General features: G+C 67.3%; 23 protein-coding genes, 1 pseudogene and 1 riboswitch. Of the genes and pseudogenes, 15 read left to right on the top strand and 9 right to left on the bottom strand.

Annotated elements, in window-relative coordinates; translation table 11 throughout:
- Window positions 1-44: 44 nt before the first annotated feature.
- Window positions 45-1,268: an outer membrane porin GjpA gene (gene gjpA, locus BST11_RS14205; RefSeq protein ID WP_083138580.1), complete on the bottom strand. Its 1,224-nt coding sequence runs from the start codon at window positions 1,266-1,268 to the stop codon at window positions 45-47.
- A gap of 591 nt (window positions 1,269-1,859) precedes the next feature.
- Between gjpA (BST11_RS14205) and gjpA (BST11_RS14210) the strand changes: the two genes are divergently transcribed.
- The 3 genes from gjpA (BST11_RS14210) to BST11_RS14220 all read left to right on the top strand — a co-directional run bounded on the left by gjpA (BST11_RS14210) (window position 1,860) and on the right by BST11_RS14220 (window position 4,785).
- A complete protein-coding gene (gene gjpA, locus BST11_RS14210) occupies window positions 1,860-3,131 on the top strand; it encodes an outer membrane porin GjpA (RefSeq protein ID WP_158086792.1) in 1,272 nt (423 codons plus the stop codon).
- A gap of 147 nt (window positions 3,132-3,278) precedes the next feature.
- A complete protein-coding gene (locus BST11_RS14215; protein ID WP_244897651.1) occupies window positions 3,279-4,088 on the top strand; it encodes a class I SAM-dependent methyltransferase in 810 nt (269 codons plus the stop codon).
- A 13-nt stretch (window positions 4,089-4,101) separates the two neighbouring features.
- The gene (locus BST11_RS14220; protein WP_083138582.1) at window positions 4,102-4,785 is read left to right on the top strand and encodes a GAP family protein; all 684 of its coding nucleotides are present in this window, start codon (window positions 4,102-4,104) and stop codon (window positions 4,783-4,785) included.
- Window positions 4,786-4,800: 15 nt separating this feature from the next.
- Here the strand turns inward: BST11_RS14220 and BST11_RS14225 are convergent, their stop codons facing one another.
- The gene (locus tag BST11_RS14225; protein WP_211284713.1) at window positions 4,801-6,543 is read right to left on the bottom strand and encodes an ABC transporter ATP-binding protein; all 1,743 of its coding nucleotides are present in this window, start codon (window positions 6,541-6,543) and stop codon (window positions 4,801-4,803) included.
- Window positions 6,540-8,210: an ABC transporter ATP-binding protein gene (locus BST11_RS14230; protein WP_083138583.1), complete on the bottom strand. Its 1,671-nt coding sequence runs from the start codon at window positions 8,208-8,210 to the stop codon at window positions 6,540-6,542. Before BST11_RS14230 ends, BST11_RS14225 begins: the two co-directional genes overlap by 4 nt.
- 313 nt (window positions 8,211-8,523) lie before the next feature.
- Window positions 8,524-8,704: riboswitch (cobalamin riboswitch) on the top strand.
- 125 nt (window positions 8,705-8,829) lie between these two features.
- Between BST11_RS14230 and BST11_RS14235 the strand changes: the two genes are divergently transcribed.
- The 4 genes from BST11_RS14235 to BST11_RS14250 all read left to right on the top strand — a co-directional run bounded on the left by BST11_RS14235 (window position 8,830) and on the right by BST11_RS14250 (window position 14,546).
- Window positions 8,830-10,323, top strand: coding sequence for a PPE domain-containing protein (locus BST11_RS14235; RefSeq protein ID WP_083138584.1), 1,494 nt, complete (start codon window positions 8,830-8,832; stop codon window positions 10,321-10,323).
- A 98-nt stretch (window positions 10,324-10,421) separates the two neighbouring features.
- On the top strand, window positions 10,422-11,156 hold the full coding sequence (locus tag BST11_RS14240; RefSeq protein ID WP_083138604.1) for a class I SAM-dependent methyltransferase: 735 nt from the start codon (window positions 10,422-10,424) through the stop codon (window positions 11,154-11,156).
- Between the two features lie 333 nt (window positions 11,157-11,489).
- Window positions 11,490-13,013: a PPE family protein gene (locus BST11_RS14245; protein ID WP_083138585.1), complete on the top strand. Its 1,524-nt coding sequence runs from the start codon at window positions 11,490-11,492 to the stop codon at window positions 13,011-13,013.
- Between the two features lie 27 nt (window positions 13,014-13,040).
- The gene (locus tag BST11_RS14250) at window positions 13,041-14,546 is read left to right on the top strand and encodes a PE-PPE domain-containing protein (protein ID WP_244897652.1); all 1,506 of its coding nucleotides are present in this window, start codon (window positions 13,041-13,043) and stop codon (window positions 14,544-14,546) included.
- A 65-nt stretch (window positions 14,547-14,611) separates the two neighbouring features.
- Here BST11_RS14250 and BST11_RS14255 read toward each other — a convergent pair whose 3' ends face one another.
- Window positions 14,612-15,517, bottom strand: coding sequence for a class I SAM-dependent methyltransferase (locus BST11_RS14255; RefSeq protein ID WP_083138586.1), 906 nt, complete (start codon window positions 15,515-15,517; stop codon window positions 14,612-14,614).
- Window positions 15,518-15,824: 307 nt separating this feature from the next.
- On the opposite strand from BST11_RS14255, the gene BST11_RS14260 reads away from it, so the two are divergent.
- The 4 genes from BST11_RS14260 (at window position 15,825) to BST11_RS14275 (ending at window position 18,779) form a co-directional block, all read left to right on the top strand.
- The gene (locus BST11_RS14260; protein WP_372509662.1) at window positions 15,825-16,559 is read left to right on the top strand and encodes a metal ABC transporter solute-binding protein, Zn/Mn family; all 735 of its coding nucleotides are present in this window, start codon (window positions 15,825-15,827) and stop codon (window positions 16,557-16,559) included.
- On the top strand, window positions 16,513-17,334 hold the full coding sequence (locus BST11_RS14265) for a metal ABC transporter ATP-binding protein (RefSeq protein WP_211284714.1): 822 nt from the start codon (window positions 16,513-16,515) through the stop codon (window positions 17,332-17,334). Before BST11_RS14260 ends, BST11_RS14265 begins: the two co-directional genes overlap by 47 nt.
- A 62-nt stretch (window positions 17,335-17,396) precedes the next feature.
- The gene (locus BST11_RS14270) at window positions 17,397-18,260 is read left to right on the top strand and encodes a metal ABC transporter permease (RefSeq protein WP_211284715.1); all 864 of its coding nucleotides are present in this window, start codon (window positions 17,397-17,399) and stop codon (window positions 18,258-18,260) included.
- A 90-nt stretch (window positions 18,261-18,350) separates the two neighbouring features.
- Complete coding sequence (locus tag BST11_RS14275; protein ID WP_308211621.1) at window positions 18,351-18,779, top strand: Fur family transcriptional regulator; 429 nt, start codon at window positions 18,351-18,353, stop codon at window positions 18,777-18,779.
- Here the strand turns inward: BST11_RS14275 and BST11_RS14280 are convergent.
- Both BST11_RS14280 and mrf read right to left on the bottom strand, forming a co-directional pair.
- Window positions 18,752-19,018 carry a type B 50S ribosomal protein L31 gene (locus BST11_RS14280; RefSeq protein ID WP_083138590.1) on the bottom strand — a complete coding sequence of 89 codons (267 nt, stop codon included), beginning with the start codon at window positions 19,016-19,018 and terminating at the stop codon, window positions 18,752-18,754. The two genes, BST11_RS14275 and BST11_RS14280, sit on opposite strands and share 28 nt — an antisense overlap.
- On the bottom strand, window positions 19,018-20,211 hold the full coding sequence (mrf, locus tag BST11_RS14285; RefSeq protein WP_083138591.1) for a ribosome hibernation factor-recruiting GTPase MRF: 1,194 nt from the start codon (window positions 20,209-20,211) through the stop codon (window positions 19,018-19,020). The genes BST11_RS14280 and mrf overlap by 1 nt, the downstream gene beginning before the upstream one ends.
- Window positions 20,212-20,319: 108 nt before the next feature.
- Between mrf and rpmB the strand changes: the two genes are divergently transcribed.
- Genes rpmB through rpsR form a run of 4 tightly spaced genes read left to right on the top strand, consistent with a single transcriptional unit; the run spans window position 20,320 to window position 21,291 of the window.
- Entirely contained in the window at window positions 20,320-20,556 is a 237-nt protein-coding gene (gene rpmB, locus BST11_RS14290) for a 50S ribosomal protein L28 (RefSeq protein WP_066917486.1), read from the top strand.
- Window positions 20,556-20,720, top strand: a complete 165-nt coding sequence (rpmG, locus tag BST11_RS14295; RefSeq protein ID WP_068275540.1) for a 50S ribosomal protein L33 — start codon at window positions 20,556-20,558, stop codon at window positions 20,718-20,720. The genes rpmB and rpmG overlap by 1 nt, the downstream gene beginning before the upstream one ends.
- 2 nt (window positions 20,721-20,722) lie before the next feature.
- Window positions 20,723-21,028, top strand: a complete 306-nt coding sequence (rpsN, locus tag BST11_RS14300; protein WP_083138592.1) for a 30S ribosomal protein S14 — start codon at window positions 20,723-20,725, stop codon at window positions 21,026-21,028.
- The gene (rpsR, locus tag BST11_RS14305) at window positions 21,028-21,291 is read left to right on the top strand and encodes a 30S ribosomal protein S18 (RefSeq protein WP_083138593.1); all 264 of its coding nucleotides are present in this window, start codon (window positions 21,028-21,030) and stop codon (window positions 21,289-21,291) included. The genes rpsN and rpsR overlap by 1 nt, the downstream gene beginning before the upstream one ends.
- Before the next feature lie 452 nt (window positions 21,292-21,743).
- Here the strand turns inward: rpsR and BST11_RS14315 are convergent, their stop codons facing one another.
- The 3 genes and pseudogenes from BST11_RS14315 to BST11_RS14325 form a co-directional block, all read right to left on the bottom strand.
- Window positions 21,744-22,475 carry a TIGR03943 family putative permease subunit gene (locus BST11_RS14315; protein ID WP_083138595.1) on the bottom strand — a complete coding sequence of 244 codons (732 nt, stop codon included), beginning with the start codon at window positions 22,473-22,475 and terminating at the stop codon, window positions 21,744-21,746.
- Window positions 22,475-23,467, bottom strand: a complete 993-nt coding sequence (locus BST11_RS14320; RefSeq protein ID WP_083138596.1) for a permease — start codon at window positions 23,465-23,467, stop codon at window positions 22,475-22,477. Before BST11_RS14320 ends, BST11_RS14315 begins: the two co-directional genes overlap by 1 nt.
- 166 nt (window positions 23,468-23,633) lie before the next feature.
- Window positions 23,634-24,122, bottom strand: a pseudogene (locus BST11_RS14325) (PPW family C-terminal domain-containing PPE protein); the annotation flags it as partial.
- Window positions 24,123-24,141: the final 19 nt, after the last annotated feature.

Consider the following 24,141-nt stretch of genomic DNA (forward strand, 5'->3'; position numbering starts at 1 on the left):
CCGCCTCCCCGTAAGAAATCCCGTCGCCGCTAGCCGACCAGCGGTCAGCCGAGCAGGCTGCCACCGAGTGCTTGCCCAAAGATGTCGATCAGCCCCGCGGTGGCGCCGATCGGACCCACCGGGATTGCGGGGACATGGATGATGTCGCCCGCGCCGTCGTCGGGCGGTATGAGGCTGAGATCCATACCCAGGGAGTTGAACAGCGAACCACCGGTGCCGTAGTACATCGGGCCGTTGACACCGTTGATCACCTGGCCGGGGCTGAACAGCCCGCCGAAGGCGATGCTGAGGCCGGTGAGTTGCTCGCCACCGGCGTCGCCGGCACTGACGAACGGGCTGAAGACCGGTGCCAGGGGATCCAGGTTGAGCGTGGCGCCGTTGAAGAAGGCGTTGGTGAGGTCGGCGGGCGTATTGATCAGCTCGGTCAGCGCGGCCGCCGGATTGCCGCCGGTGAGGTCGGTGGCGATGGCCCCCGCATTGTTGAGCAGCTGCACGCCGGGGCTCACGATCGGGCCCGCGAAACCGATGAGCACCCCGCTGAGCGGTGACGCGGCGAAATTCGTCAAGGCCGAGACGAACTGACCCGCCGGACCGGTCGGTGGCGCAAAATCCCCGACCCCGACCAAGCCCTGGTAAATGTGGAGATGCACGTCGGGTACAAGAGTGCCGGCATCGGGGCCGTCGCCGGCTATCGTCGTGACACCACCAAGCGTGTGGTTGACCACAGCCGACTGGAGGGCGCTGGGCGCGCCGACCAGGGCCACGGATTGCAGCGCGTTCTGGAGGTTCCCGAAAGCCGTTGCCGGACTGGTCAACAGCTGGCTGAACTCCACCGCGATGCCACCAGACAGCGTAGTGAGGGCCTGCTGGGAGGCGGCGAACACCGTCTGGGCGTTGCCCGTCGTCGTGGTCAGCACCTGCTGCCACGGCCCGAGCAGCTCGGTCACCTGCGCGGGCGCTGCCACCGCGCCCAGGGTCTGCTGCGCATTGGCCACCTCCGCGCTCACGTAGGCCCCGGCACTCGCATTCAGCACCTCGACGAACTGTGCATGAAACGCCCGCGCCTGAGCACCCAGAGCCTGAAACTCCTGCCCCACGCCACCGAACAACGACGCGATCGCCACCGACACCTCGTCGTGGGCTGCCGCCGCGATCCCCGTCGTCGGACCCGCCACGCTCGCGGCGGCCTCGGCCAGCGACGAACCAAGACCCGCCAGATCCTGGGCCGCACCCTGCACCAACTCCGGCACAGCGATCACAAACGACACTTGAAACCTCCATCAGTCCGTGTTGACATGCGATCGCGCTGCAGGGTCGCACTGTCCCGCGCGGGCGCAGCCGTGGCGAAAGTCTTTCCCATCGAGTTAAGTAGTCGGTTCAGACGCCGAAGAAGTTCCCGGCAGCCCCACGGGATCATCCGAGCGGGTTGGCTGCCCGTGACGGATTCATGCCGGTGCGTAGCCGTGACTCCTTCGACGTGGAGGAGTCGCCGTCTCGCTCCAGCCGAAACCCCAAATGGTCGCCTCAGACCGGTTTCCGGCCCGAAGGCTCCATAGATCGAGTCGAACCTATGCGACGGCCCGCAGCAGTTGACAAAAGGCGGTTCGACGCGCAGATTACTACATGCAAACCAGTCGCATCACGGGTTCTGCTCGGAGCACTTGCGCAGGTCCCGAAGAAGCCGGATGGAGCACAAAGGTCGCCGCGATACCGCCGACTCGAGCGGCGCCGGCCGCCTCATCGCTGCGACGGCGCTGACTGTCTTCGGCATGCAGCGTCGTAACTCGTTGCGCCCGTTATGTCTTGATCGGTCGCGCCCATGACCCTCCGTCATGGCCGTACGGCGGAAGGGGCCGGAGATGTCGTTCGTGATCGCAGTGCCGGAGTTGGTGCAGGGTGCGGCCCAGGATCTGGCGGGTCTTGGTTCGTCGCTGGCCGAGGCCGCCGCGCGCGTGGCGGGTCCGACGACGGGGATCGCGGCGGCAGCCCACGACGAGGTGTCGGTGGCGATCGCGTCGTTGTTCGGTGGCGTGGGGCAGGAGTTTCAGGCTCTGGGTGCTCAGGCGCGGGCGTTTCATGCACAGTTCGTCGAGGTGCTGAATGCGAGCGCGGGGGCCTACGTGAGCGCGGAGGTGGCCAATGCGCAGCAGACCCTGGGCGCGGTGGCAGCGCCCGCGCAGGTGACCGAGCTGCTCGGGCCGTGGCAGCAGGTGCTGACCACGACGACGGGCAACGCCCAGACGGTGTTCGCCGCCTCCCAGCAGGCCCTCACTACGCTGTCTGGTGGCATCGCGGTGGAGTTCGGCCAGCTGTTGACCAGTCCGGCAACGGCTTTCGGGAACCTGCGAAACGCCCTGCAATCCGTGGCACTGATCGGCAATCCCAACGACGTCTCGTTCCAAAACCTCTCGTCCGCCGTGACGCAACACACCCTTGGCGGTACGACAGTGGCGACTCCCGGCATTCTCTTCAACGGGCAACCGGTCCAGATTAACGACATCCATTACCAAATCTTGTTGGGTCTTCTCGGCAGCGGTTTCACGCCGGGGACCGGTATGCAGGCTGGCTTGGTCGGGGCGCTTGCCAATTTCGCCGCGTCACCGCTCAGCGGGGTGCTCATCGGTTTCGCGGGCCCGATCGTGAGCCCCGGGGTGCAGCTGCTCAACAACGCGGGGGCCATCGCCACCGACCTCACCGGCGGCAATCCGGCGGCCGCGCTGACCGAGCTGATCAACACGCCCGCCGACCTCACCAACGCCTTCTTCAACGGCGCCACCCTCAACCTCGACCCGCTGGCACCCGTCATCAACCCGTTCGTCAGTGCCGGCGACGCCGGTGGACAGACGCTCACGGGCCTCAGCATCGCCTTCGGCGGGCTGTTCAGCCCCGGCCAGGTGGCCTTCGGTGCCAACGGGCCGATGTACAACGGCACCGGTGGTTCGCTCCTCAATTCCCTGGGAATGGGTTTCAGCTTCTCCCCGCCCGACGACGACGCGGGGGCCACCATCGCCTTCCCCGGGCTGCCGGTAGGCCCGATCGGTGCCGTGGCGAATCTGATAGATATCTTCGGGCAACAACTGGCGGGCAACCTGATCACCAGCCCGGACGTCGCCGGGTACGGCCCCATCTAGGCTCCACGCTGCCGTTGCCACCGCCAGCCCGAAGCCCGCAGGGCGGTCCAGCTAGTCTCCAACTCGTTGAGTCAGCCGTTGCCGGCGGCGACTGGTCGACTACTAGAACCTAAGGGGTTCACGGAAGGTGGCTTGATGAGCGGGAGCGTGCCCGACCTCGGCGACGTGCAGGAAACGTTGCTGATCCCGCTCTACGCCCGAGCGTGTGACGCGGCCTCGCGTCGTCCGGTGCTCGGCGACCGTCGGGCGCGCGAACTGGTCGACGCCATCGACTACGACTTCAGTCGTTTCGGCGGTTCCTCTCTGTCCGGCTCTGTGTTTCGATCGTCGATCTTCGACTGCTGGGCGGCGCGATTCCTCCGCGAGCATCCCGAAGGAACCATCGTCGAACTCGGCACCGGGCTCAATACCAGGTTTGACCGCCTCGACAACGGTCGCATCCACTGGTTCGACCTCGACCTTCCCGACGCAATTGCGTTGCGCCGCCGGTTCTTCGGCGACAGCGAGCGATACACGATGCTCGCCGGCTCGGTCACCGACACCGACTGGTTCGACGCCGTGGCCGCCTCGCCCGCCCCGCGGCTGTTCCTCAGCGAAGCCGTGCTGATATACCTCACCGGCGCTGAGGTACGTAACACCCTCACCCGCCTGGCCCAGCGCTTCCCTGGTTCGTTGATCGCATTCGACACCGCGGGCAAACGGATGGTCGCCGGCCAAGACCGCAACAAGACACTGGCGCAGGTGAGCGCGCGGCTGCAGTGGGTCTGCGACGACCCACACGACGTCGAGCCCTGGGGCCTCGAACTGCTCGACACCCGAACGCTCGCGACACCGCAACCCGAGATCGCCAAAACCTGGCCACCGCAACGCCGTTACGGTATGCCGCTGCTGGCGCGCCTGGCGCCGGGGATGGTCAACACCTACAAGTTCAACTTGTTCAGAGCCGCCGCGCGGTGATCACGCTGGGCGAATGCTGAAGCTACTCATTAGCCTGTCGGGGATTGCGCTTGTCGAATCGCTGAACGTTCTCAACCTCGGAGTCACCTCGGGGATCGCCTATGACAGTCGGCTGCGTCGCCGTTCCCCGCTGCCGGGCGGTCTGAGTTTCCTGGCCGGCCTCTTCGCGGCGACCCTGGCCGTCGGCATCGCCGTGGTGCTGGGTGTGGACCTGCTCACCGAGCTGACCGCTTTCAGGATGACCCCGACGCTGCGCTATCGCGGCGAGCTGGTGATCGGTGTAGTTCTCGTCGGCGTGGCGTGCTTTCCCTCGGCGGCCAAAAGAACGTCGCCGGGGCCGGCGTTCGCGGCTATGCGGCAAAACCCGTGGCTGCTCGGGGGCGCCGGCGCGGCACTTGGATTCGGCCAGGCGGCGACCGACGTGGTGTATCTGGCTGCCCTCGCAATGCTCAGCGCCCACCATCCGCGGCCTTTGATCTGGCCGCTGATCGTCGTTGCGTACTGCATCATCGAGCTATGGCCGCCGCTGCTGGTGCTCTTCCTGGCCACCAGGCGGTCAGCACGAGCGCAGCGCGTTCAGCGCGGCCTCGTACGCGTCATCACCCGCTACGGCCCCACGTGGGTGCGGGCACTGTGTTTGACGGCCGGAGCCGCGCTCGTCATCGATGCGCTCCTGCACGGCCACACACTTTGGTGAATCGCCCGGTCTGAGTCACCGCAGTTGCCAGCCGCGCGCGCGCAGGCGTTCCTGCCAGAACCGGGCGTAGGTCCCACCCGCGGTGACAAGTTGGTCGTGGCGTCCGCGTGCTGTGATCCGACCGTTGTCGAGAACGAGGATTTGGTCAGCGTCAATCACCGTCGAAAGCCGATGCGCGACAACAACGACGGTGCGGTCGCGAGCCAGTTCATGGATGGCGGCCGATACCGCGGCCTCGTTCACGGCGTCGAGCGCGGCCGTGGCTTCGTCCAGCAGCACGACGGGTGCGTTCTTGAGCAACGCGCGCGCAATGGCGACACGCTGCCTTTCCCCACCGGAAAGGATCGATCCGGCCTCACCGACCCGGGTGTCCCAGCCGTCGGGGAGACGGTCGATCACCTCGTCGAGGCGCGCAACGGCGGCGACGCGGTGCAGCTCCGATTCTTCCGTGTCGGGGTCCGCCATCCGCAGGTTTTCGGCGATGGTGCCGTCGAAAAGGTAGGCGTCGTCAAACACTTGCGCGGTCAGGTGCGCGACGGTGCTGGTGCCGAGCTCGCGCAGGTCGTAGCCGCCGAGCGCGATGCTGCCGTCGTCGACGTCGAAGAAGCGGCTGATCAGCCGAAGCAGCGTGGTCTTCCCCGAACCGGATGGGCCGACGATGGCGGTGAGGCGGCCACTCGGGATAATCGCGTCAACGCCTTTGATCACGGCATCGCCGTCGCCGTAACCGAAGCGCACACCACGTAATTCGATGTCGGCACTGGCGGGTGCAATCTCCCGGTCCGGTTCTGGCAGAGCCGGCACCGCGAGCAGATCGCGCACTCGCACAATCGCGTCGGCGGTGACTTGGACGTGGCCGGCCAGATCACCGAGCTGGGAGATCGGATCGATCATGCGCAAGGTGATGATCAGCAGGCCGATCATGGTGGGCAGCGCCAGCTCGCCCTTCAGCGTCAGGGCGACGGTGAACGCGATGATGGCCGTGACGACAAGCTGCATCGTGCCGAAGCACCCGATCAGGCCCCAAGCCCCGCGAATGGTGAGCCGGGACTGTGAGCGTTGTTGGCGGGCAAGGGATTCCTCGAGCGTACCGAGCTGCCGGTGAGTGAGAACCCCATAGGCCCGTAGCGTCGGTTGAAGACGGGCGTACTCAACGATCCGGGATGCGGTGGCGCCGATGTCATGGTCATACTGCGCGTCGTTGCGGTGCACGACGAGCATGTAAAGCCGCAGTGCTGCCGCGCAGAGCAGGGCGCCCAGGGTCAATGCGATCCCGATACGCCAGTCGCCCGCGTAGCTGCCCACGATGAGGGTCGCCGGTGCACTGACGCCGACGACCACATGCCGCAGCAGATGCGCCGGAAAGTCCGCGACGTCGACGGCGTCTTTGGTGATCAGACGCCCCACCGGTCCGGTGCGGACGGCGCCGAACCAGCCGAGCGGCAGCGTGGCCAGATGGTTCCCGATCCGGGTGTGAAAGCCGGTCAGCAGATCGGTCCCGATGAGATAGCCCAATGAAGTGCTGCGCGTGAGCAATCCGTGATGGAGGCTTACCGTCACGGCGATCGCGGCTATCCAGAACCACACCTGGCCCCAGGACGCGGGTCGTTCGATGAGTGCTGCGAGAAGGGGGATGACGAACAGGAATCCGAGGCCCTGCAGAACTCCTTGTGCGGCTTGCAATGCCAGCATCGCGCGCAGACGGCGGCGCCCACGATCATCCAACAGCGCACTGAGGTAGCGAATGATGATGCTCACCGACCAGCCTCCAGCTGCTCGGCCACTTCGCGTTCGGCGTTCCTTTCCTGCCGCCACAGTCGCGCATAGATTCCGTCGTTCTCGAGCAATTCGGAGTGCCGGCCGCGCTCGGCGATCCGGCCGCCATCGAGGACGACGATGGCGTCGGCGCCTCGTACGGTGCTGAGCCGGTGCGCGATCACCAGCACGGTCCGGCCGCGCGCGACCTCGCTGAGCGCCTCCTGGATGCGAGCCTCGTTTTCCGGGTCGGCGCTGGCCGTGGCCTCGTCGAGAACCAGTATCGGGCGATCGGCGAGGATCGCCCGGGCGATGCAGACGCGCTGTCGTTCACCCGCCGAGAGCGCCGCGTCCTGGCCGACGACGGAATCGAGCCCGCGCGGCAACATCGCGATCCTCGACAAAATCTGGGCTTTCCCGGCCGCATCACGCACCGCCGCGTCGTCGGCGCCGGGACGGCCGAGGCGAATGTTGTCGCGGATGCTCATCTCCGACAACAGGTGCGAGTCCTGGAAGACGAAGGCGACGTGCCGGTACAGCTGCGCGGGGTCGATCCGGCGCAGATCGACTCCGTACAGTTCAACCGAACCTTCGCACGGATCGTTGAACCGGGGAAGCAGCCTGGCCAGGGTGGACTTTCCGGATCCGGATGGCCCCACCAGCGCGGTGATGGTCCCCCGATCGAGGCTCAGATCGACGCCGGTGAGTGCGACGGTGTCGCCATACGTGACGCGCACGCCGCGCATCCGTACCACCGGCCCGGCACCGGTGACCCCGGCGGGATCGAGTTCGACCGGCTCGTCCGGCGTCGGAAGCTCCGGGGTGGCAAGCAATTCGCGAATTTCGCGGTAGACCTTCAGCGCGGTGACCAAGGGCTGCACCGACATCAGCACGGTCATCCATGCCGAAGTCATGACGGTGCCGAACACCAGAAACGCGATGAAGTTCACCAGGGAAAGATGACCGCTTGCGGTGAGGATGCCGCCCGTCGTCGCGACGGCAAACAGAATGCTCGGCGGCGACAGGAATATCTCGGCGGCGACGCTTGCGGCGCTTGTCGCTTTGGCCCAGTCGAGGAAGAAACGCGCGAAACCGCGCGAGACTTCCTGGAAACGGCGGCTCGCTTCGCCCGGCGTGCCGAACGCCTTCACAACGCCGATGCCGTTCACGAATTCCACCGCGGCGCCGTTGAGACGTGCCAGCCAATCCATGAATTCCGGATACTTGGTCCCCGAACTGGCCATCGCACGCCGGTATGCGGCCAGCCCGGCGACCACCGGGAGCAACGTCGCCAACGCCATCCGCCAGTCCAGGGCGAAGAGATAGGCGAACGCCACCAGCGGCGGCACTGCGGCGGCGCTGAGTTCCACGATCGAATGCGCGATGAGCCGATGCAGGGCCGCGACGTCGTCTTCTACGGCCTTCTTGACGATGCCGGAGTTGCGATCGCTGAACCAGCTGAGCGGCACCTTGCTCAGCTTGGCCAGGAGGTCACGGCGGACCCGAAAGGACACCTTGATGTCGGCCAGGTGTGTCAGCACGCCGGCGGCCAGGACGCCCAGCTGTTTGACGGCCAGCGCGACGACCGCCACGACGACAATCGGCCAGACGTTGGTGTCGCCCGCAAGGAGTCGTCTGCTCACTTCCACGACGGCGAACAGCGGCGCCATACCGGCCAGGGAGCTGACCGCCGACAGCAGACCGCACGAAATGAGAGTTGTGCGGGCTGATTTGAGAATCTCCGGCTCCTGCCCGGGTCCTGGTGCCGCGCTTGGTCGCACAACTATCCCTTCGTCGCTACCATCCGCCGTCGGGCCGACGTCGCAATAATGCGCTACGCCGGAAACGACAGGTGCGTACCCGTGCCGCCGGTGGCGGGATCGCACGCAACTGCGCTAACCTGACTCGCGTCGCCCACCTGCAAGCAATTCGCAGGATAGCCACAAGCAGCCTGCACGATTCGCTCCAGCGTGACCCATTGGGTCAGTTGGAATGCAACAATGTCGCCGGTAAGGCGATGACGACGCAGGAAGCCGGTGCAAATCCGGCGCGGTCCCGCCACTGTCATCGGGGAGCGACCCTCAATAGGCCACGGCCACTGGCTGGAAGGCGAGGCGAGCGGCGATCCGAGAGCCAGGAGACTCGCGTCATCGCGTCCTGCGACACCGGGGCGGAGCATCCCGGAGAGAGCTTTCGCCTCATGACGCTGCACGGCATATCCGGCGGCCGCGGTGACCGTACCGTTGAACCGCCCGCCGCGCGCGCGATTGGCACCCGGGGCCGGCCGCGATGACCGGCCCGATCTGGGCGGCATCCCCGCCCGAGGTGCACTCCGCACTGCTCTCGACTGGACCGGGAGCGGGTCCGCTCCTGGCCTCCGCCGCGGCGTGGAGTTCACTGAGCGCCGAATACACCGAGGCGGCCGATGAGCTGAACGCGCTGTTGGCCGCGGTACAGGCCGGGTCCTGGGACGGTCCGACCGCCGAGACCTACGTGGCAACGCACACGCCATATCTGGCGTGGCTGATGCAAGCCAGCGCCAACAGCGCCGCGACAGCCAACCAGCACGAAACCGCGGCCGCCGCCTATGCCGCGGCCCTGGCCGCCATGCCCACCCTGGCCGAACTCGCCGCCAACCACGCCACCCACGCGGTGTTGCTGGCAACAAATTTCTTCGGAATCAACACCATCCCCATCGCGGTCAACGAGGCCGACTACGTACGGATGTGGCTTCAGGCCGCCACGACCATGACCATCTATCAAGCGGCCTCCGCCGAGACCGTCGCCGCGGCGCCCAGCACACCGCCGGCCCCGGCAATACTGAAATCCGGCGACCCGTCCACCGCGGCAGACCTTTCCCCCGCTGGCATCCTCGCCGGCTGGGAGAATTTCGTTGAGAACTTCACGAATCAGCTGTTCGGCACCCAGAGCCCGATCTACGCCTCTACGGCGCTGACAAATCTGTTGGCGAATCCTTCCCCGGAGGCCTTCGTTGCCCTTTTGTTCGCCCTGCCTTACGAAGTCGCCTTCGACACGTTGTTCTTCGCGCCCGCGGCGCTGCTGGGTACGCCGCTCTTGCCGTTGGCCGGTCTGGCCGGTCTTGCGGGTATGGCCGGGCTCGCGGGACTCCCTCACCCGAGCCAGCTGCCCGACACAAGCGACCAGATACCGGAATCCCCTGCGGGCCCGGCGCGGGCGACGGGGATCGCATCGCCGATTGCACTACCCGGTGCCGCCACACCGGCCGCCACGGCCGCTTCGACGCCCGCGTCGGCGCCGACGGCCGCGAGCACATCCACATCGGCATCGGCCGTCGGCACAACCGGTTTCGGCTACCTGGTGGCCGGCGCGGGACCGGACGAAGAAGGTCCGACCCTGATCGACCGCGGAAAAGCCACCGCGCCGGCGGCCGATATCACCGCGGCCGCCGCGGCCACGGCGCCTGCACCAACCCAGCAGCGGGCGCGGCGACGCCGACGGACCGTCATGAGAGGCGACGCCGACGAATACATGGACCTGGACTCCGACCTGGACGCTCCGGCGCCCGACGCGCCCGCCGCGACGGCTGCCTCAAACCAGGGTGCGAAATCGCTGGGATTCACCGGCACGGTGTCCACCGCGGACAAAGTCCGTCCGGAAGGATTGATCACCCTCGCCGGTGGCCTCAGCGCCGGACCGGTCGCGCCGAGGCTGCCACAGACCTGGGGCGGCGACCCTGATCGAGACTCGCCAAGGTTTGGCGGAACGCAGGGTCCAGGGCGAACGGAAGAAGGACACGAGTAAGCGTCCAACGGCAAGGGGAACCGTGCTGACCGACCTATCCGGATGCGCTATACGCTCTGCGCTTGACAATGGACTTATCCAGGGAGGGCAGTGACACGATGGCAGCTACCCCAAACACCGATCCGTACGCTCAGTCCGCGGAATTCTACGAAGTGATGGCGATTCCACACTGGAATATGAAGCGAGAGGTGCTGGTATCCGCGTTGACAGCTCGTGGGGCGGTGACCGAGCCAGTGCTCGACATCGGGGCGGGGACCGGGCTTTCGACGACCACCATCGCTGACACCATTCCTGACGTTCCGATCCATGCGGTCGAGCCCTCGGCGGGTATGCGCGCCGCGCTCGTCTCACGAATCCTCGGCCGCGGTGACCTGATCGACCGGGTCACCGTGCATCCGGTCAGCATCGAGGAGGTCGACCTCCCCGACCGCGTCGGGGCCGCCGTGCTGATGGGGGTCATCGGATTCCTTGATCGGGAAGCGCGCCAACGTTTTTGGACGGAGCTGCGACCGCGGCTCACGCCCCAGGCACCCGCGATCGTGGAGGTGATGGCCCTCGATCAGCCCATGTCACTGCCCGAGATGACGATCGCCCAGCAGCGCATCGGCGGACGCGAGAACGAAGTACGCATTTCTGGTGAACCCGCCGGCGAGGACGCGGAGCATTGGACGATGCGCTACCTAGTACGGGAAGACGACAAGGTCGTCAGGGATTTCACCGCCGAATACACGTGGCACACCGTGGGAATCGCCGAACTCGCCCAAGAAGCAGACGCGCACGACATGACGTTTCAACAGCTGCACCCAATCATCGGCGTCCTGCATCCACGTTGACCGCGACACGCGCCGGAGCGGTAAGGATGTGCAAGCCAGCGGCCCGAGACCCTTCCGGTAGACGCCGGGGGGCACCGGCACACCGTCCGCAGCGCGATCGCCTCGGGGCGATCAACTCACGCTTCCGCAAGATTCCGCGGAACTCCTGATACGTCGCAGGCGACTAATAGGCATGCCGGTTTACCGCCGCCGCGGCGGGTGCCCGAACCTCCCATCGGCATCGACACAACGCCGGGGAAACCGCGTTGCTGCCAGGGCGCCGGAGGTGTTCGGCCGGGCCGCGGCCGCTTGGGGGGCTGTCGCCGTCCGGGATCTGATCGTGCCTGGTCAACATTGACCGGGCCGGTGTGGATGGCATCGCCGCCCGAGGTGCATTCGGCGTTGCTGAGCAGTGGACCGGGACCCGGCCCGCTGCTGGCGGCGGCGGGAGCATGGGGCTCGTTGAGCGCCGCGTACGCCGAGGCGGCGGAGGACTTGTCGGCGCTGGTGTCGGGCGTGCAAGCCGGAGCGTGGGAGGGACCCACCGCCGAATCATATGCGGCCGCCCATGCGCCGTACGTGGCATGGCTGGCCCAAGCGGCCACCGACGCCGCCACCACGGCCGCCCAACACGAGACCTCGGCGACCGCCTACACCGGCGCGCTGGCCGCCATGCCCACCCTGGGCGAGCTGGCCGCCAACAACGCGACCCACGCAGCGCTACTGGCGACGAATTTCTTTGGGATCAACACCATTCCCATCGCGGTCAACGAGGCCGACTACGCGCGGATGTGGATTCAGGCCGCCACCACCATGTCCGTCTATCAAGCGGTCTCCACCCAGGCCGTAGCGGCGGCGCCGAACACGCCGCCGGCACCCGCGGTCGTCAAATCCGCTGATCCGTCCCCCGCCGCGGACCTCTCCCCCAGCGACATCCTCAACAATGTCCTCAACGGCTGGTCGAATGTGGTCCAGAGCATCGCGGATCAGTTGTTCGGCGTCCCGGGCCCGCCGCCACTGGATTCTTCCAGCACATTCCCGGTGGGGGTGATGGATTTCTTGACGAGTCCCTCACCGGCGCTGCTTGGCGCCCTCGTGTTTGCCGCGACTTTCGAGGTCACCTTCGACACCTTGTTCTTCGCGCCCGCGGCGCTGTTGGCTACCCCGTTTCTGCCGTTGGTCGGCCTGGCCGGTCTCGCGGGTCTGGCCGGGCTGGCCGGAATACCTCACCCGGGACCGCTGCCCGATATCGGCAATCCGATTCCGGAATCCTCTGCAGCGCAGGCGCAGCCACCCGCGGGGATCGCCGCTGCGCTCGCCACGCCCGGGACCGTCGCGCCGACCGCGGTTGGAGCGCCGACGCCCGCATCGGCGCCCGCGTCCGCCCCGGCGACGGCACCGGCAGCCACAGCCGGCACGGCCGCATATCTGGTGTCCGGCGGCGGCCCTGACGAAGGGGGCGGCCCGACGCTGACCGGCCGCGGCAAGGCGACGGCGTCGGCGCCGGACATCGCCGCGGCCGCCGCCGCCCCACGGCGCGCCGCAACCCGGGAGCGATCGCGGCGACGCCGACAGGCCGTGCTGCCGGGCCGCGGCCACGAATACATGGATATCGACTCCGAGCTGGACGCTCCGCCGGACGGCGCGCCCACCGCGACAACTGCCTCAAACCGGGCGGGCGGGCCGTTGGGGTTCACCGGGACGGCATCGGTCCCCGACACGGCACGCCCGGAAGGATTGATCACCCTCGCCGACAGCTTCGGCGCCGGACCCAGCGCACCGCGACTGCCGCACACCTGGGGCAACGTCGCCAAGGACCACCCACCGGGATCCGGTAGGACGCTGGATCCCGGGCAGGCGGAAGACCGCGACAAATAAGCTTGCTGCGAATAGGGAGGGGGCCGTGTGTCACTACTGGTCGTGACACCCGACTTAATAGGGTCGGCGGCAACGGAGCTGGAGAACATCCGTTTCGCGTTGGATGAGGCGCACGCGGCGGCGGCCGCGCCGACCACCGGGCTAGCCGCGGCCGGCGCCGATGAGGTATCGGCGGCGGTGGCGGCGCTATTTGGCGAGTACGGCCGGCAGTTCCAGGGACTCGGCGCGCGGGCCAACGCATTGCATCAACAGTTCATTCAGTCGCTGAGTGCGGGCGCTGAAGACTATCTGGCCGCAGAGGAGCTCAACGCGTCGCCGTTGGAGACGGCGTGGGGAAACTTGCTCGCGGCGGTCAACGCGCCCCGCGAGGCGCTGTTGGCGAGCCCGCTGAGCAACTACGGAGCAGTCGGGACGCCCCCACCAGGCCCCGCACCGGCCAGCGTCGCCACGCTGATTATGGGGGGCACCGGCAACCCCGTGCCGAACAGCACCTATCTGACCACCATCTACAACACCTACATTGCGCCGAATATCGCGCCGCATACCGCCATCCCGACCGGCCTGGTCACCCCCGAGCAGGGCTGGCCGCTGACCGGTCTGCACAGCTTGACCTTCGATACGTCGGTCGCTCAGGGACTCGACATTCTCAAGCAGGCGATCGCAGCACAACCGCCGGGCACACAGACCGTCGTTTTCGGGTTTTCCCAAAGCGCCACCATCGTCAACAATTACCTGCAGGGCGTAGCCAACGGTTCCATACAGGGGCCGCCGCTTTCCGATTTGCGATTCGTGCTGGCGGGTAATCCCAACAATCCCAACGGCGGTTTGTTCGAACGATTCGCCGGGCTGTACATCCCCGGCTTCAACGAGACGTTCAACGGGGCGACGCCCGATCTGGGGTACCCGACGTCTGTCTACACCATCCAATACGACGGTTACGCCAACTTCCCCCGCTACCCGCTCAATCTCCTGGCAGACGCCAACGCCATCGCCGGCATCTATTACGACCACCTGCTGAGTCCGGTTCCCGGATACCAGAGCCTCACGCCCCAGCAGATTGCGACAGCAGTCGTCGCGCCGGTGTCTCCCGGGGCCACCGGCGATACCACCTACTACATGGTTCCGACACAGGACCTGCCGCTGCTGCGGCCGCTGAACTTACCGCAGCCGGTGCTCAACTTGATTCAGCCAGACTTGCGGGTGCTCATCGACATGGGCTACGGCGACATCGGCGGAGCCAACACCGAATATGCGGATCTTCCCACCCCGGCCAGCCTGTTTCACGTGGTCAACCCGGTCAATGTGGGCACCTACCTGATCAAGGGCGCCGTGCAAGGGGTCCGGGCCGACTTGGTGCTGGCTGGAGTGCTGCCGCAATCGGACATGCCCGACACCTACCCGTTCGTTCCATCGTTGGACCCGAACCTTTCGATCAACCTCGGCCAGCCCAGCGTGACCGCGGTGTCTGCAGTGACAACCGGCGTCGGCTCGCTGCTGCGCGCTCTGAATATCCCGGCCTTCGGGAGCGGTTGAGTTGATCGGCCCGCCATCTCGGGCTCGAGGCGGGTCCGGCGGCGACCCATCGCATCCGCGTGCGATCAGTCCTTGACGGCGCTCACCAGCGTGTTACGGGCGATCATTGGCCCCGCCTCGGTGTCCGGACCGGGCACCGGCCGGCCGACCTGCCGCAGGTAGTCGGCCAGCGGCGTGCCCACGGCGGTCCAGCCACGCTGTCCGAACCACTCAGTGGCCGGCGCGTGGCGCTCGTTGTAGACCAACCGAAAGAACAGGCGCTGGTCGCCCTGGGCGGCGGCCACGCGTTCCTCCTCGACCGCGGCCTCGAACTCGTCCGGCTCGAGGGGAGCGCCGTCTTCGATCGCGACGTGGCTGCCGTGACCGGCCAGGCCGTCGATGCCGGTGAACAGCTGCTCCTGGGCGGCGGCCGGCAGGTAGATCAGCAGGCCCTCGGCGATCCAGGCGGACGGCTTGGCCACATCAAAACCGTTGTCGCGCAAGGCTTGTGGCCAATCGTCCCGGAGGTCGACGGCGATTTCGCGGCGCTCGGCACGCGGCTGGGCGCCGTGGCCGGCGAGCACCTCGCGCTTGAAGTCCAGGACCTGCGGGCGGTCCAGTTCGAAGATCGTGGTCCCCGCCGGCCAGTCCAGCCGGTAGGCGCGCGAGTCCAGGCCCGCCGCCAGGATGACCACTTGTCGTACGCCCGCGTCGGCCGCACGGCGGAAGTATTCGTCGAAGTACCGGGTGCGGGCGCCCTGGAAGTTGACGAAGTGCTCGCCGAAGTCGGCGCTTTTCAGCGGATGGTCGGGGTCCTTGCCGTCGAGGACGTCGGCCGAGTGACCGCCGACGGCGCGGCAGAACAGCTCCGCGTACGGGTCGATCGCCAGCGGGTCGGGCTTCTGCGCCTCCAGCGCTCGCGCGGTGGCCACAAACAGCGCGGTCGAACCGACACTCGTTGTGATGTCCCAGGTATCACCGTCGCTACGCACCCAATCGACACTACGCGGCCAACAAATCCGCCCAGCCCCTCGCGGACCCATAATGAAAACGGTTATCGTTTCCCGTGTGAGTCTCTTTGCGCTCCCACCCCTCCGCCCATGGGTCGCCGCCGCGCTGACCCTCGTCGTGGCGGGCTGTTCGACGAACCAAGCCAAACCCTCATCGCCGCCCGGCGCCGGCACGCCCGCAACCATTCGCGGCGCCGCCGGGGCGTCCTGCCCGACCGCCCCGGTCGCCGTAGTAGTCAGCGTGGATCAGTGGGGCGATATCGTCTCGGAACTGGCCGGCGCATGCGGGATGGTCAAAACGGTGCTGGCCAGCTCATCCGTGGACCCGCACGACTACGAACCGTCACCGGCGGATGCCGAATCCTTCGCGGGCGCCAAACTTGTCGTCGTCAACGGGGCTGGTTACGACTCGTGGGCCTCCAGGCTGGCCGCCAGCTCCGCGGGCGGCGCACACGTGGTGAGTGCCGCTGAAGTCACGAGGACTCCGGACGGCGCCAATCCGCATTTGTGGTATCTCCCGTCGGCGGTGACCGCCGTCGCCGACGCCGTGAGCGCCGAGTTGCGCAAGGTCGACCCGCAAGCCGGTGACTACTTCAACCAGCGCCGCTCGGAATTCATCGCGGCGATTGCGCCTTACACCGGCCTGATCGGCAAGATCAAGGCCGCCGCGGCGGGCAAGTCGTACGCGGCCACCGAGACAATCTTCGACTACCAAGCGCAGGCCCTGGGCCTCGTCGACAAGACCCCGGAGGGTTACCGGCGCGCGTCGGCCAACGATACGGATCCGTCACCGGCAGACATCGACGCATTTCGCACCGCGCTGGCCGGGCGACGCGTCGACGTCCTGATCTACAACACCCAGACCGAAGGGTCGATCCCGCAGCAGATCCGTTCGGCTGCCGAACAAGCCGGGGTACCCGTCGTCAACATCACCGAGACCGTGCCGCCCGGGCAAACGTCCTTTGAGAGCTGGCAATATGCCCAGCTGCTCGCGGTGGGAAAGGCACTCGGTGTCTCGACCTGAGCCTCTCGCAACTACCACCGCGCTCGCATTCACCGACGTCAGCGCGGTACGCGGCGGACGGGTTATCTGGTCGCACGCCACCTTTGACGTGCCCGCCGGCGGCCTGGTCGCTGTCATCGGGCCCAACGGGTCCGGCAAAACCACCCTGCTCCAGGTGGTCCTGGGGCTGGTTTCGCCCGCGAGCGGTCACGTCGAGGTATTTGGCCGCCGCCCCGGGCAGGCCAACGACTGCATCGGCTACGTGCCCCAACACTATGCGGACGGGTCGGGGGAGGCCGTGCGTGCCACCGACGTTGTGCTGCTCGGACTCACCGGGCGCCGGTGGGCTTTTGCGCGCAGCACCGCAGCCCAACGCCGCCAGGTCGATTGGGCACTGGCCGCCGTCGAAGCCACCGGAATCGCCGACCGGCGGCTGTCGACACTTTCCGGAGGGCAGCGCCAGCGCATCGCGATCGCCGCCGCTCTGGTGGCGCGCCCCCAAATGCTGATCCTCGACGAACCCCTGGCGTCACTGGATCTTCGCAGCCAGCGTGACATCGTCGCGCTGCTGGCCCGGCTGCACGCCGAGTTGGGCGTGACGATCCTGGTGGTTTCTCATGACCTCAACCCGCTGCTGCCCATCCTCGACAGCGCGATCTATCTCCTCGACGGGCACCCTCACTACGCACCCATCGACGATGTGGTGGACGATGCGCTGCTCACCCAGCTATACGGCATCCCGATCCAAGTCGCGCACACGTTGCAGGGGGACCGGTACATGAGGAGCGCACTGTGACCTCGTACGCCATAGCGTTTGGCTACCAACATAATTGGTGGCCGATTCTGACGTCGGCGTTCATGGGCAACGCTCTGATCGGCGGCACTATCGTCGCCTTGGCCGCGGGCCTGATCGGCTACTTTGTCGTCGTGCGACGTACCGCCTTCGCGGCCCACGCGTTGGCGCACATCGGATTTCCCGGCGCCACCGGCGCGGTCCTACTGGGCGTGCCCGTAGGCGTCGGGCTCGCGGTGTTCTGTGTCGGCGGGGCACTGGTCATCGGCGTGCTGGGCAAACGCGCCTCCGATCGCGAAGTGGTCACGGGGACGGTCCTGGCCATGGCGACCGGGGTAGGCCTGTTCTTCAGCTCGTTGGCCACCAAAAGCTCCAGCACCGTCACCAACGTATTGTTCGGCAACCTGCTGGCCATCTCGCGCGATCAATTGGCGAGCTTCGCGGCACTGCTCGTGGTGCTGGGCCTCAGCGTCGCCATCATCTACCGACCGCTGCTGTTCAGCTCCGTCAATGCCCTCGTCGCCGAGGCGAAAGGCGTTCCCGTGCGTGCGCTGTCGATGGTGTTCATGGTGCTGCTTGGCGTCACCGTGACCATGGCCGTACAGGCCGTCGGCACGCTGCTGTTGTTCGCGCTGGTCGTCACTCCCGCTGCTACCGCGATCATGCTGACGCCCCGCCCGGTGGTGGCCATGTGTGCCTCGGCGGCCATCAGCTTGGGCGCGGTGTGGTTCGGGCTCGGCGCGTCAGCGATGTTCAACCTGCCGCCGAGTTTCCCCATCGTCACGATCGCCTGCGCCGTCTGGTTAACCGTCTGGGCGAGCGACCGACGCCGACGTGGTTCCGGCCGGACAGTGAGTGAATCGGGCAGCGCGCCACCCGCCGTGACCGAGTCGACTACCAGGCCGAGTTCCGCTACGTCAGGGATGTGACGGCCATGCCGCGCGCCGAAAGGAGTTGTGTTTCCGGTGTCTTCGCTTTCTGAAAGCCCGCGGCGACGCTCCACGGCCAAGCAACGGGCCGTGCTGGAGGTCTTGCGGGAGCAGCAGAACTTCCGCAGCGCCCAGCAGCTTTATCTGGACGTTCGCCAGAAGCGGCAGCTCCGGATCGGTCTGACCAGCGTCTACCGCATCCTGCGCACGCTGGCCGACGACCGCATCGCCGAGACGCAGCGCGCCGAGGACGGCGAGATCCTCTACCGCCTGCGTACCGGGACGGGTCACCGTCACTATCTGGTCTGTCGGCGGTGCGGCGCGGCCGTGGGATTCACCCCCGTCGAGGTCGAAGAGCACACCCACCTCCTGAGCCGCCAACACCATTACACCGACGTCACTCACTACGTCGATCTCTACGGCATATGTCCGCTATGCCGGGCTGCCCCGGGATCCGAACGCTCCGCGGGTCGACCGCATCCCGCCGCGCTTCATTCGGACGAGCGCCGGGCGCCGTAGCGGCGCCGGAATTTCTCCACTTGCCCGGCGGTGTCGACGATGCGGCGCCCGCCGGTCCAGAACGGGTGTGAATCGGAGGTGACTTCGACGACGACGAGCGGATACGTTTCCGCCCCGTGCGGCGTCTGCCACTCGATGGTGCGCGAGCTGGTGAGGGTCGATCGGGTCAAAAACATCGCACCGGTGGTGGCGTCTTGGAAGACGACGGGGTGGTAGTCGGGGTGGATGCCGGGCTTCATCAGCGGTCTCCGTCCTGGGTGTGCCGGGCGGGTGTGTCGTCGACGGCTTCCAGGGCCGCGCAGGGGTCTTCGTGCCAGTGGCCGAACGGGTCGTCGTAGTAAATCCAGTCCTGCGGGGACCGGTACTCCTCGTCGGTGAGCAGCGCGCCGTGCAGGCCGTCGAGAATGTCGGAAAGCTGGGCACCGCATAGCAGTACGGTCATCGCCGTGTGTCGATCGCCGTACCTGTCGTCCCATCTCAGCTCGGCGAACGCGCGTCGCTCGGCGTCGATACCGGCCAGCTCGGCGGCCGTCAGGGCGGCGAGCCATTTGCCGGCGGAGCTCACCCGCAATCCGCCGCCGGCCGATTCCAACCACATCGCGTGCTCGGGTTGGCTGGCCAGCCAGAGCCGTCCCCGGGTTCGAATCACGCCGTCAAGCAGCAGGTCCACACAGGCGTGCAGACGCTGCGGATGAAAGGGGCGGCGGGAATTGAAGTCCACCAACGTGATCGGGCCACGGGAATCCAGTGGCGGCTCTCCGGCCAGCAGGGGACCGTGCGGATCATCGCTTCGTCCCCGCCTCGCGTCGGACGCCAGATTGTCCAAAGCGTGCTCGATGTCGTCGGGGCCTACTTGGATGCGCGCGCGAGGTGACAGGCGCCGCAGCACACCGGCCACGTGCGGGTCGGGTCGGTTGAGCACGACCACGTCGGCGAATTCGGCCTGACCGACCACCACCTGGGCCCGGGTGCGCCCGTCGTCGAGTTCGGCGTCGCCGAGCGCCTCGCCCAACCACGCCGATGAATCGACGCAGTTCACCACGGCAGCGATCGACACGTCCGTGGCCGCCGGCCCGTCGACGTACCCCGGCGCCACCCGGATCCGGACATGGTTGATGGCCAGGCAGATTGGTTCGGGTTCCAGCCACGGCGCCAGGTGCACCACGACGCGGTCGATGTCGTCGCGGCGATGTAGCTGTCGCAGCAGCACGAGCAGGTCGTTGCGGATGGTGCACGACACGCACCCGTGCGCGAGCTCGATCCCAGCCTCGGCCGTCGTCAACACCCGATGCTGCAGCATCGCCGTCGTCCGGCGCACCACATGCCCGTCGAAACGATGCTCCACCACCAGCGTCCCGGGAGTGCGTAGCAGCGCCCCCACGACCGGATCGGTGCCGGCCTGGCCGGCGACGAGGATGACGGGCGTCCGCATCGCTCCCCCTTTTGAAAATCATTTTCATTAGCGCCACCGATACGGTACCGTGTCCCGCGAGGCTTGTCGAAAATGATTTTCAATAACAACGGGCCCGGGAAGGGAAGTGTGTCTGCTCATTGCCAGGTGACCGGCCGCGCGCCGGGTTTCGGCAACGCGGTGTCGCATTCGCATCGCCGCACTCGCCGGCGCTGGTCACCCAACATCCAACTCAAGACGTACTACCTGCCGTCGGAGGGCCGCCGGATCCGGCTGCGGGTCAGCGCCAAGGGGATCAAGGTCATCGACCGTGACGGCATCGAGGCCGTCGTGGCCAGGCTGCGTCGGCAGGGGCAGCGAATCTGATGGCGCGCAACGAGATACGCCCGATCGTCAAGCTGCGCTCCACCGCGGGCACCGGGTACACCTACATCACCCGCAAGAACCGGCGCAACGATCCCGACCGGCTGGTGCTGCGCAAATACGACCCCGTGATCCGCCGCCACGTCGACTTCCGCGAGGAGCGCTGAGGATGGCCAAGAAATCCAAGGTGGTCAAGAACGACCAGCGGCGCGCGATCGTGGCGCGTTACGCCCAACGCCGCGCCGAACTCAAAGAGGCCATTCGCTCACCGTCGAGCACCGCGGAGCAACGAGAGGCCGCGCAGCGCGAGCTGGCGCGCCAGCCGCGCGACGCCAGCCCCGTGCGACTGCGCAACCGCGACTCCGTCGACGGGCGCCCGCGCGGGCACCTGCGCAAGTTCGGCCTGTCGCGGGTGCGGGTCCGTCAATTGGCCCACAACGGGCAGTTGCCCGGCGTGCGGAAGGCGAGCTGGTGATGGCCAAGAAACCTCAGCGCGGTCGGCGAGCCGCGGAACTGCTCGTGAAGCCCAAGAAGAACCTCCTCCTGAGCATGGGGCTCAGCGCGGTCGACTACAAGGACACCGCCTCGCTTCGGCTGTTCATTTCCGAGCGCGGCAAGATCCGTTCCCGGCGCGTCACCGGGCTGACCGTCCAACAACAACGTCAGGTCGCCACCGCGATCAAGAACGCGCGCGAAATGGCGCTGCTGCCCTACCCGGGACCGACCGCGGGCCACTGAAACGCGCGGGGTGTCAAGACATCCGGGCGATACGAAGGGAATGGCCGTTGACTTCGCCGCACGGCGGTACCGACCGCCCGTTTACCGTCGTTGTCTGTACCGCGTGTGCGGCCGACGACGCGCTCTCGGTCATCGAAGAACTTCGCCCCACCATCCGACGCTGTCCACGCGCCATGCTGGTCTCCGCCACGTGCATGCTCGGGCCACTCACCTGCGCGTCCCGCCCAACCGGATGCGGCGTCATGGCTCTCGTTCAGCCCTGCACGGACGACCGGACAGCTTGCGGACCACCCCATTGGATAGGCCCCATCACCGATTACGGCGAAGCCGCGGCCCTGTGCAGTTGGCTCGAGCGCGGGCAGTGGGAAAACACCCCCGCCCCAAGACATCTCAGCCGACATCAGCTCTGGGCTCGCAACGCCGGTCGAAGCAATTGAGGCTCCGGCGAGTGATCAATGCGGATAATCGTAGGGGTTGGCCGGCGCATCGATGCGGGTAATCGCGGTCGCCTGCAGCGTCGGAATCTTGGGCGAATTCGGTTGCCTGGGCGGAACTTCACCCTCGACCCGGATCCATGTGTTGTCGGGTAGCCCCGCGGCCTGGGCGGCGGCCGGCCCGCCCAGGTGGATGCGGGCCAGTTGGGCGTCGGCCGCGCAACAGATGATGACGACGCGGCCAAGGTCAACCCCCTGCGCCTCGTTCAGCACAAAACCCGTCACGGTGATCATCCGACCCTTCAGCGAGCCGGTGGTGTCCTGAGCCTCCCGCATCAGCACCTCCGGCAGCGACAGCTCGGGTGCCCGGCCGGGGGGGATCGGCGGAAACGCCCGATTCAGAACGTCGTTGGACACCGATGTCGCCGACGGCGCGGCGGCCGACGGCCTGAGCGCCGGTGGCGTGATGAAACACAGGGCCATGATGGGAACGACGAGCAACCACACGATGCCGCGCCGATGGGAGTGCGGGTGGCCGTGATCATCGACCTCATCACTGATGCGTGGACCGCCGCGGCGGATATCGCGGAGCATCGCCAAGAGCGCCAAACCGATGAGGAGCACCGCCGAAGCGACCAGCCACGGCAGCAGTCCCGGCTTGACGTAGCGGGTGAACTCGCCCGTGATCGTGATCATGATGATGCTGATGCCTACCACCAGCAGCACGGTGTTCTCTGTTTCGCGGGTCATTACCTACCGCCCAGGACGAACAGTCCGACGCCGCAGGCGCTTACGATCGCGACGAGGAACGTGCAGGGGGCGAAGCGGGCCGCGAAGGCCCGGCCGAACATGCCCGCCTGCATCGCGAACAACTTGACGTCAACCGCCGGACCCACAACCAGAAACACGAGCCGGGGCAGCAGCGGCACCATGATCATGCTGGCCGCCACGAAGGCATCGGCCTCCGAACACAATGCCAGAACCACCGCCAGGGTGGCCATCACCGCAACGCCCAGGATCAGGTTCGACGCCAGATGGGTGAACACCCAGCGCGGCACCACGACATGAAGCGCGGCCGCCGCGGCGGCGCCCACCACCAAATACGATGCGGCCTGAAGGAAGTCGTGTCTTGCAGCCTCGGTGAAGACCGTCCACCGCGACTCGGTCCGGGTTCCCGACGCGGGCAGCCGACGGGTGATCCACTCCGCGCGGCCCCAACGTGACCACGCCCAGCCCATGATCACCGCGGTCAGCAGCGACGCCGCCATGCGCGCGACGACCATCGTGGGCGCACCGGGAAACGCGACCGCGGTGGCCACCAACACGACCGGGTTGATCGCCGGCGCGGCCAGCATGAACGTCAAAGCCGCCGCCCCCGTGGCCCCTCCTTCGCCGAACAGCCGCCGCGCCACCGGAACCGAGCCGCATTCACAGCCGGGCAACGCCGCCCCGCCCACGCCGGCGGACAACACCGCCAAGGCCGGACGGCGCGGCAGCCACCGCGCCAATCGTTCCGGCGACACGAACACCGCGATCAACCCGCTGACCACCACGCCGAGCGCCAGAAACGGAACCGCCTGCACGAACACCCCACAGAACACGGTGCCGGCGGTCGATAACGCCGGACTGAGGGCCACCGCGTTTCGCAGCCTCGTCGCCGCGAAAGCGCCGACGAGCAGAATGCCCACCAGCACTTCCATCGACCCGACGCGCAGCCTCGGCCGGGTCCTCAGCGTCGACATCGTCCCAGTATGTCAGCGCGCGGGCGCCCCATCGGGACCTGCGAAAAATGTCGCCGCCGACCCGTCAGGGTTCCGCGCCGTGGCCGGTATTCGCCCGGGCGGTCGGTGAGCGGTTCACGCACCCGCGCGCCCGGTGTGCGCCCGTTGGAGGGAAGTGCGCGCAAGGCTAACTGTCGGGTGGTTCGCTGTCGGGCGCTTGGTCCGCGCCCCCGCGAGCGTCACCGGGGTCCCAAGTGCCGGGCAACATGGGCATTCGCGGGCCACCGCCGAACTCGTCATTGGCGAGCGTGGTCAATCCAGCGGCATCCGCGACGGCTTGCTTGTGTGCCGTGCCGGCGAACCCTAGATTTCCGGCACCCCGGTCCGAGGCGGCCGGCCCGTCCGCCGGGGCGCCCCAGTCCGGGTCGACATCGACATTCATGTCCATGTACTCGTCGCCGTAGCCGCGCTGCTTCGCCCGCTGACGACGGCGCGCTCGCGCCGCCTCCCGCGCGGCCGCCGCGGCCGCCGCCGCGGCGGTGTCCGGTTCCGGCGCTTTTCTTTTCGCGCTCGAGCTCGCCTGGGCGCTCATCCCGGAGCCGAACCCGATGCCGGGAGGCCCGACCGCATAAGGAGGGAAGAAACCCGGCGAACCCGCGGCCGCGGGTTCGCCGGGTTTCTTCCCTCCTTATGCG

The organism is Mycobacterium alsense (assembly GCF_002086635.1).
Classification (GTDB): Bacteria; Actinomycetota; Actinomycetes; order Mycobacteriales; family Mycobacteriaceae; genus Mycobacterium; species Mycobacterium alsense.

Bases quoted from the DNA above. Each gene is read 5' to 3' on its own strand.
- gjpA (WP_158086792.1), top strand. From the start codon at position 1,860: ATGTCGTTCGTGATCGCAGTGCCGGAGTTGGTGCAGGGTGCGGCCCAG.
- BST11_RS14220 (WP_083138582.1), top strand. From the start codon at position 4,102: ATGCTGAAGCTACTCATTAGCCTGTCGGGGATTGCGCTTGTCGAATCG.
- BST11_RS14230 (WP_083138583.1), bottom strand. From the start codon at position 8,210: ATGGCGCCGCTGTTCGCCGTCGTGGAAGTGAGCAGACGACTCCTTGCG.
- BST11_RS14235 (WP_083138584.1), top strand. From the start codon at position 8,830: ATGACCGGCCCGATCTGGGCGGCATCCCCGCCCGAGGTGCACTCCGCA.
- BST11_RS14240 (WP_083138604.1), top strand. From the start codon at position 10,422: ATGGCAGCTACCCCAAACACCGATCCGTACGCTCAGTCCGCGGAATTC.
- BST11_RS14260 (WP_372509662.1), top strand. From the start codon at position 15,825: ATGGTCAAAACGGTGCTGGCCAGCTCATCCGTGGACCCGCACGACTAC.
- BST11_RS14265 (WP_211284714.1), top strand. From the start codon at position 16,513: ATGCCCAGCTGCTCGCGGTGGGAAAGGCACTCGGTGTCTCGACCTGAG.
- BST11_RS14270 (WP_211284715.1), top strand. From the start codon at position 17,397: ATGGGCAACGCTCTGATCGGCGGCACTATCGTCGCCTTGGCCGCGGGC.
- BST11_RS14280 (WP_083138590.1), bottom strand. From the start codon at position 19,018: ATGAAGCCCGGCATCCACCCCGACTACCACCCCGTCGTCTTCCAAGAC.
- mrf (WP_083138591.1), bottom strand. From the start codon at position 20,211: ATGCGGACGCCCGTCATCCTCGTCGCCGGCCAGGCCGGCACCGATCCG.
- rpmG (WP_068275540.1), top strand. From the start codon at position 20,556: ATGGCGCGCAACGAGATACGCCCGATCGTCAAGCTGCGCTCCACCGCG.
- rpsN (WP_083138592.1), top strand. From the start codon at position 20,723: ATGGCCAAGAAATCCAAGGTGGTCAAGAACGACCAGCGGCGCGCGATC.
- rpsR (WP_083138593.1), top strand. From the start codon at position 21,028: ATGGCCAAGAAACCTCAGCGCGGTCGGCGAGCCGCGGAACTGCTCGTG.
- BST11_RS14315 (WP_083138595.1), bottom strand. From the start codon at position 22,475: ATGACCCGCGAAACAGAGAACACCGTGCTGCTGGTGGTAGGCATCAGC.
- BST11_RS14320 (WP_083138596.1), bottom strand. From the start codon at position 23,467: ATGTCGACGCTGAGGACCCGGCCGAGGCTGCGCGTCGGGTCGATGGAA.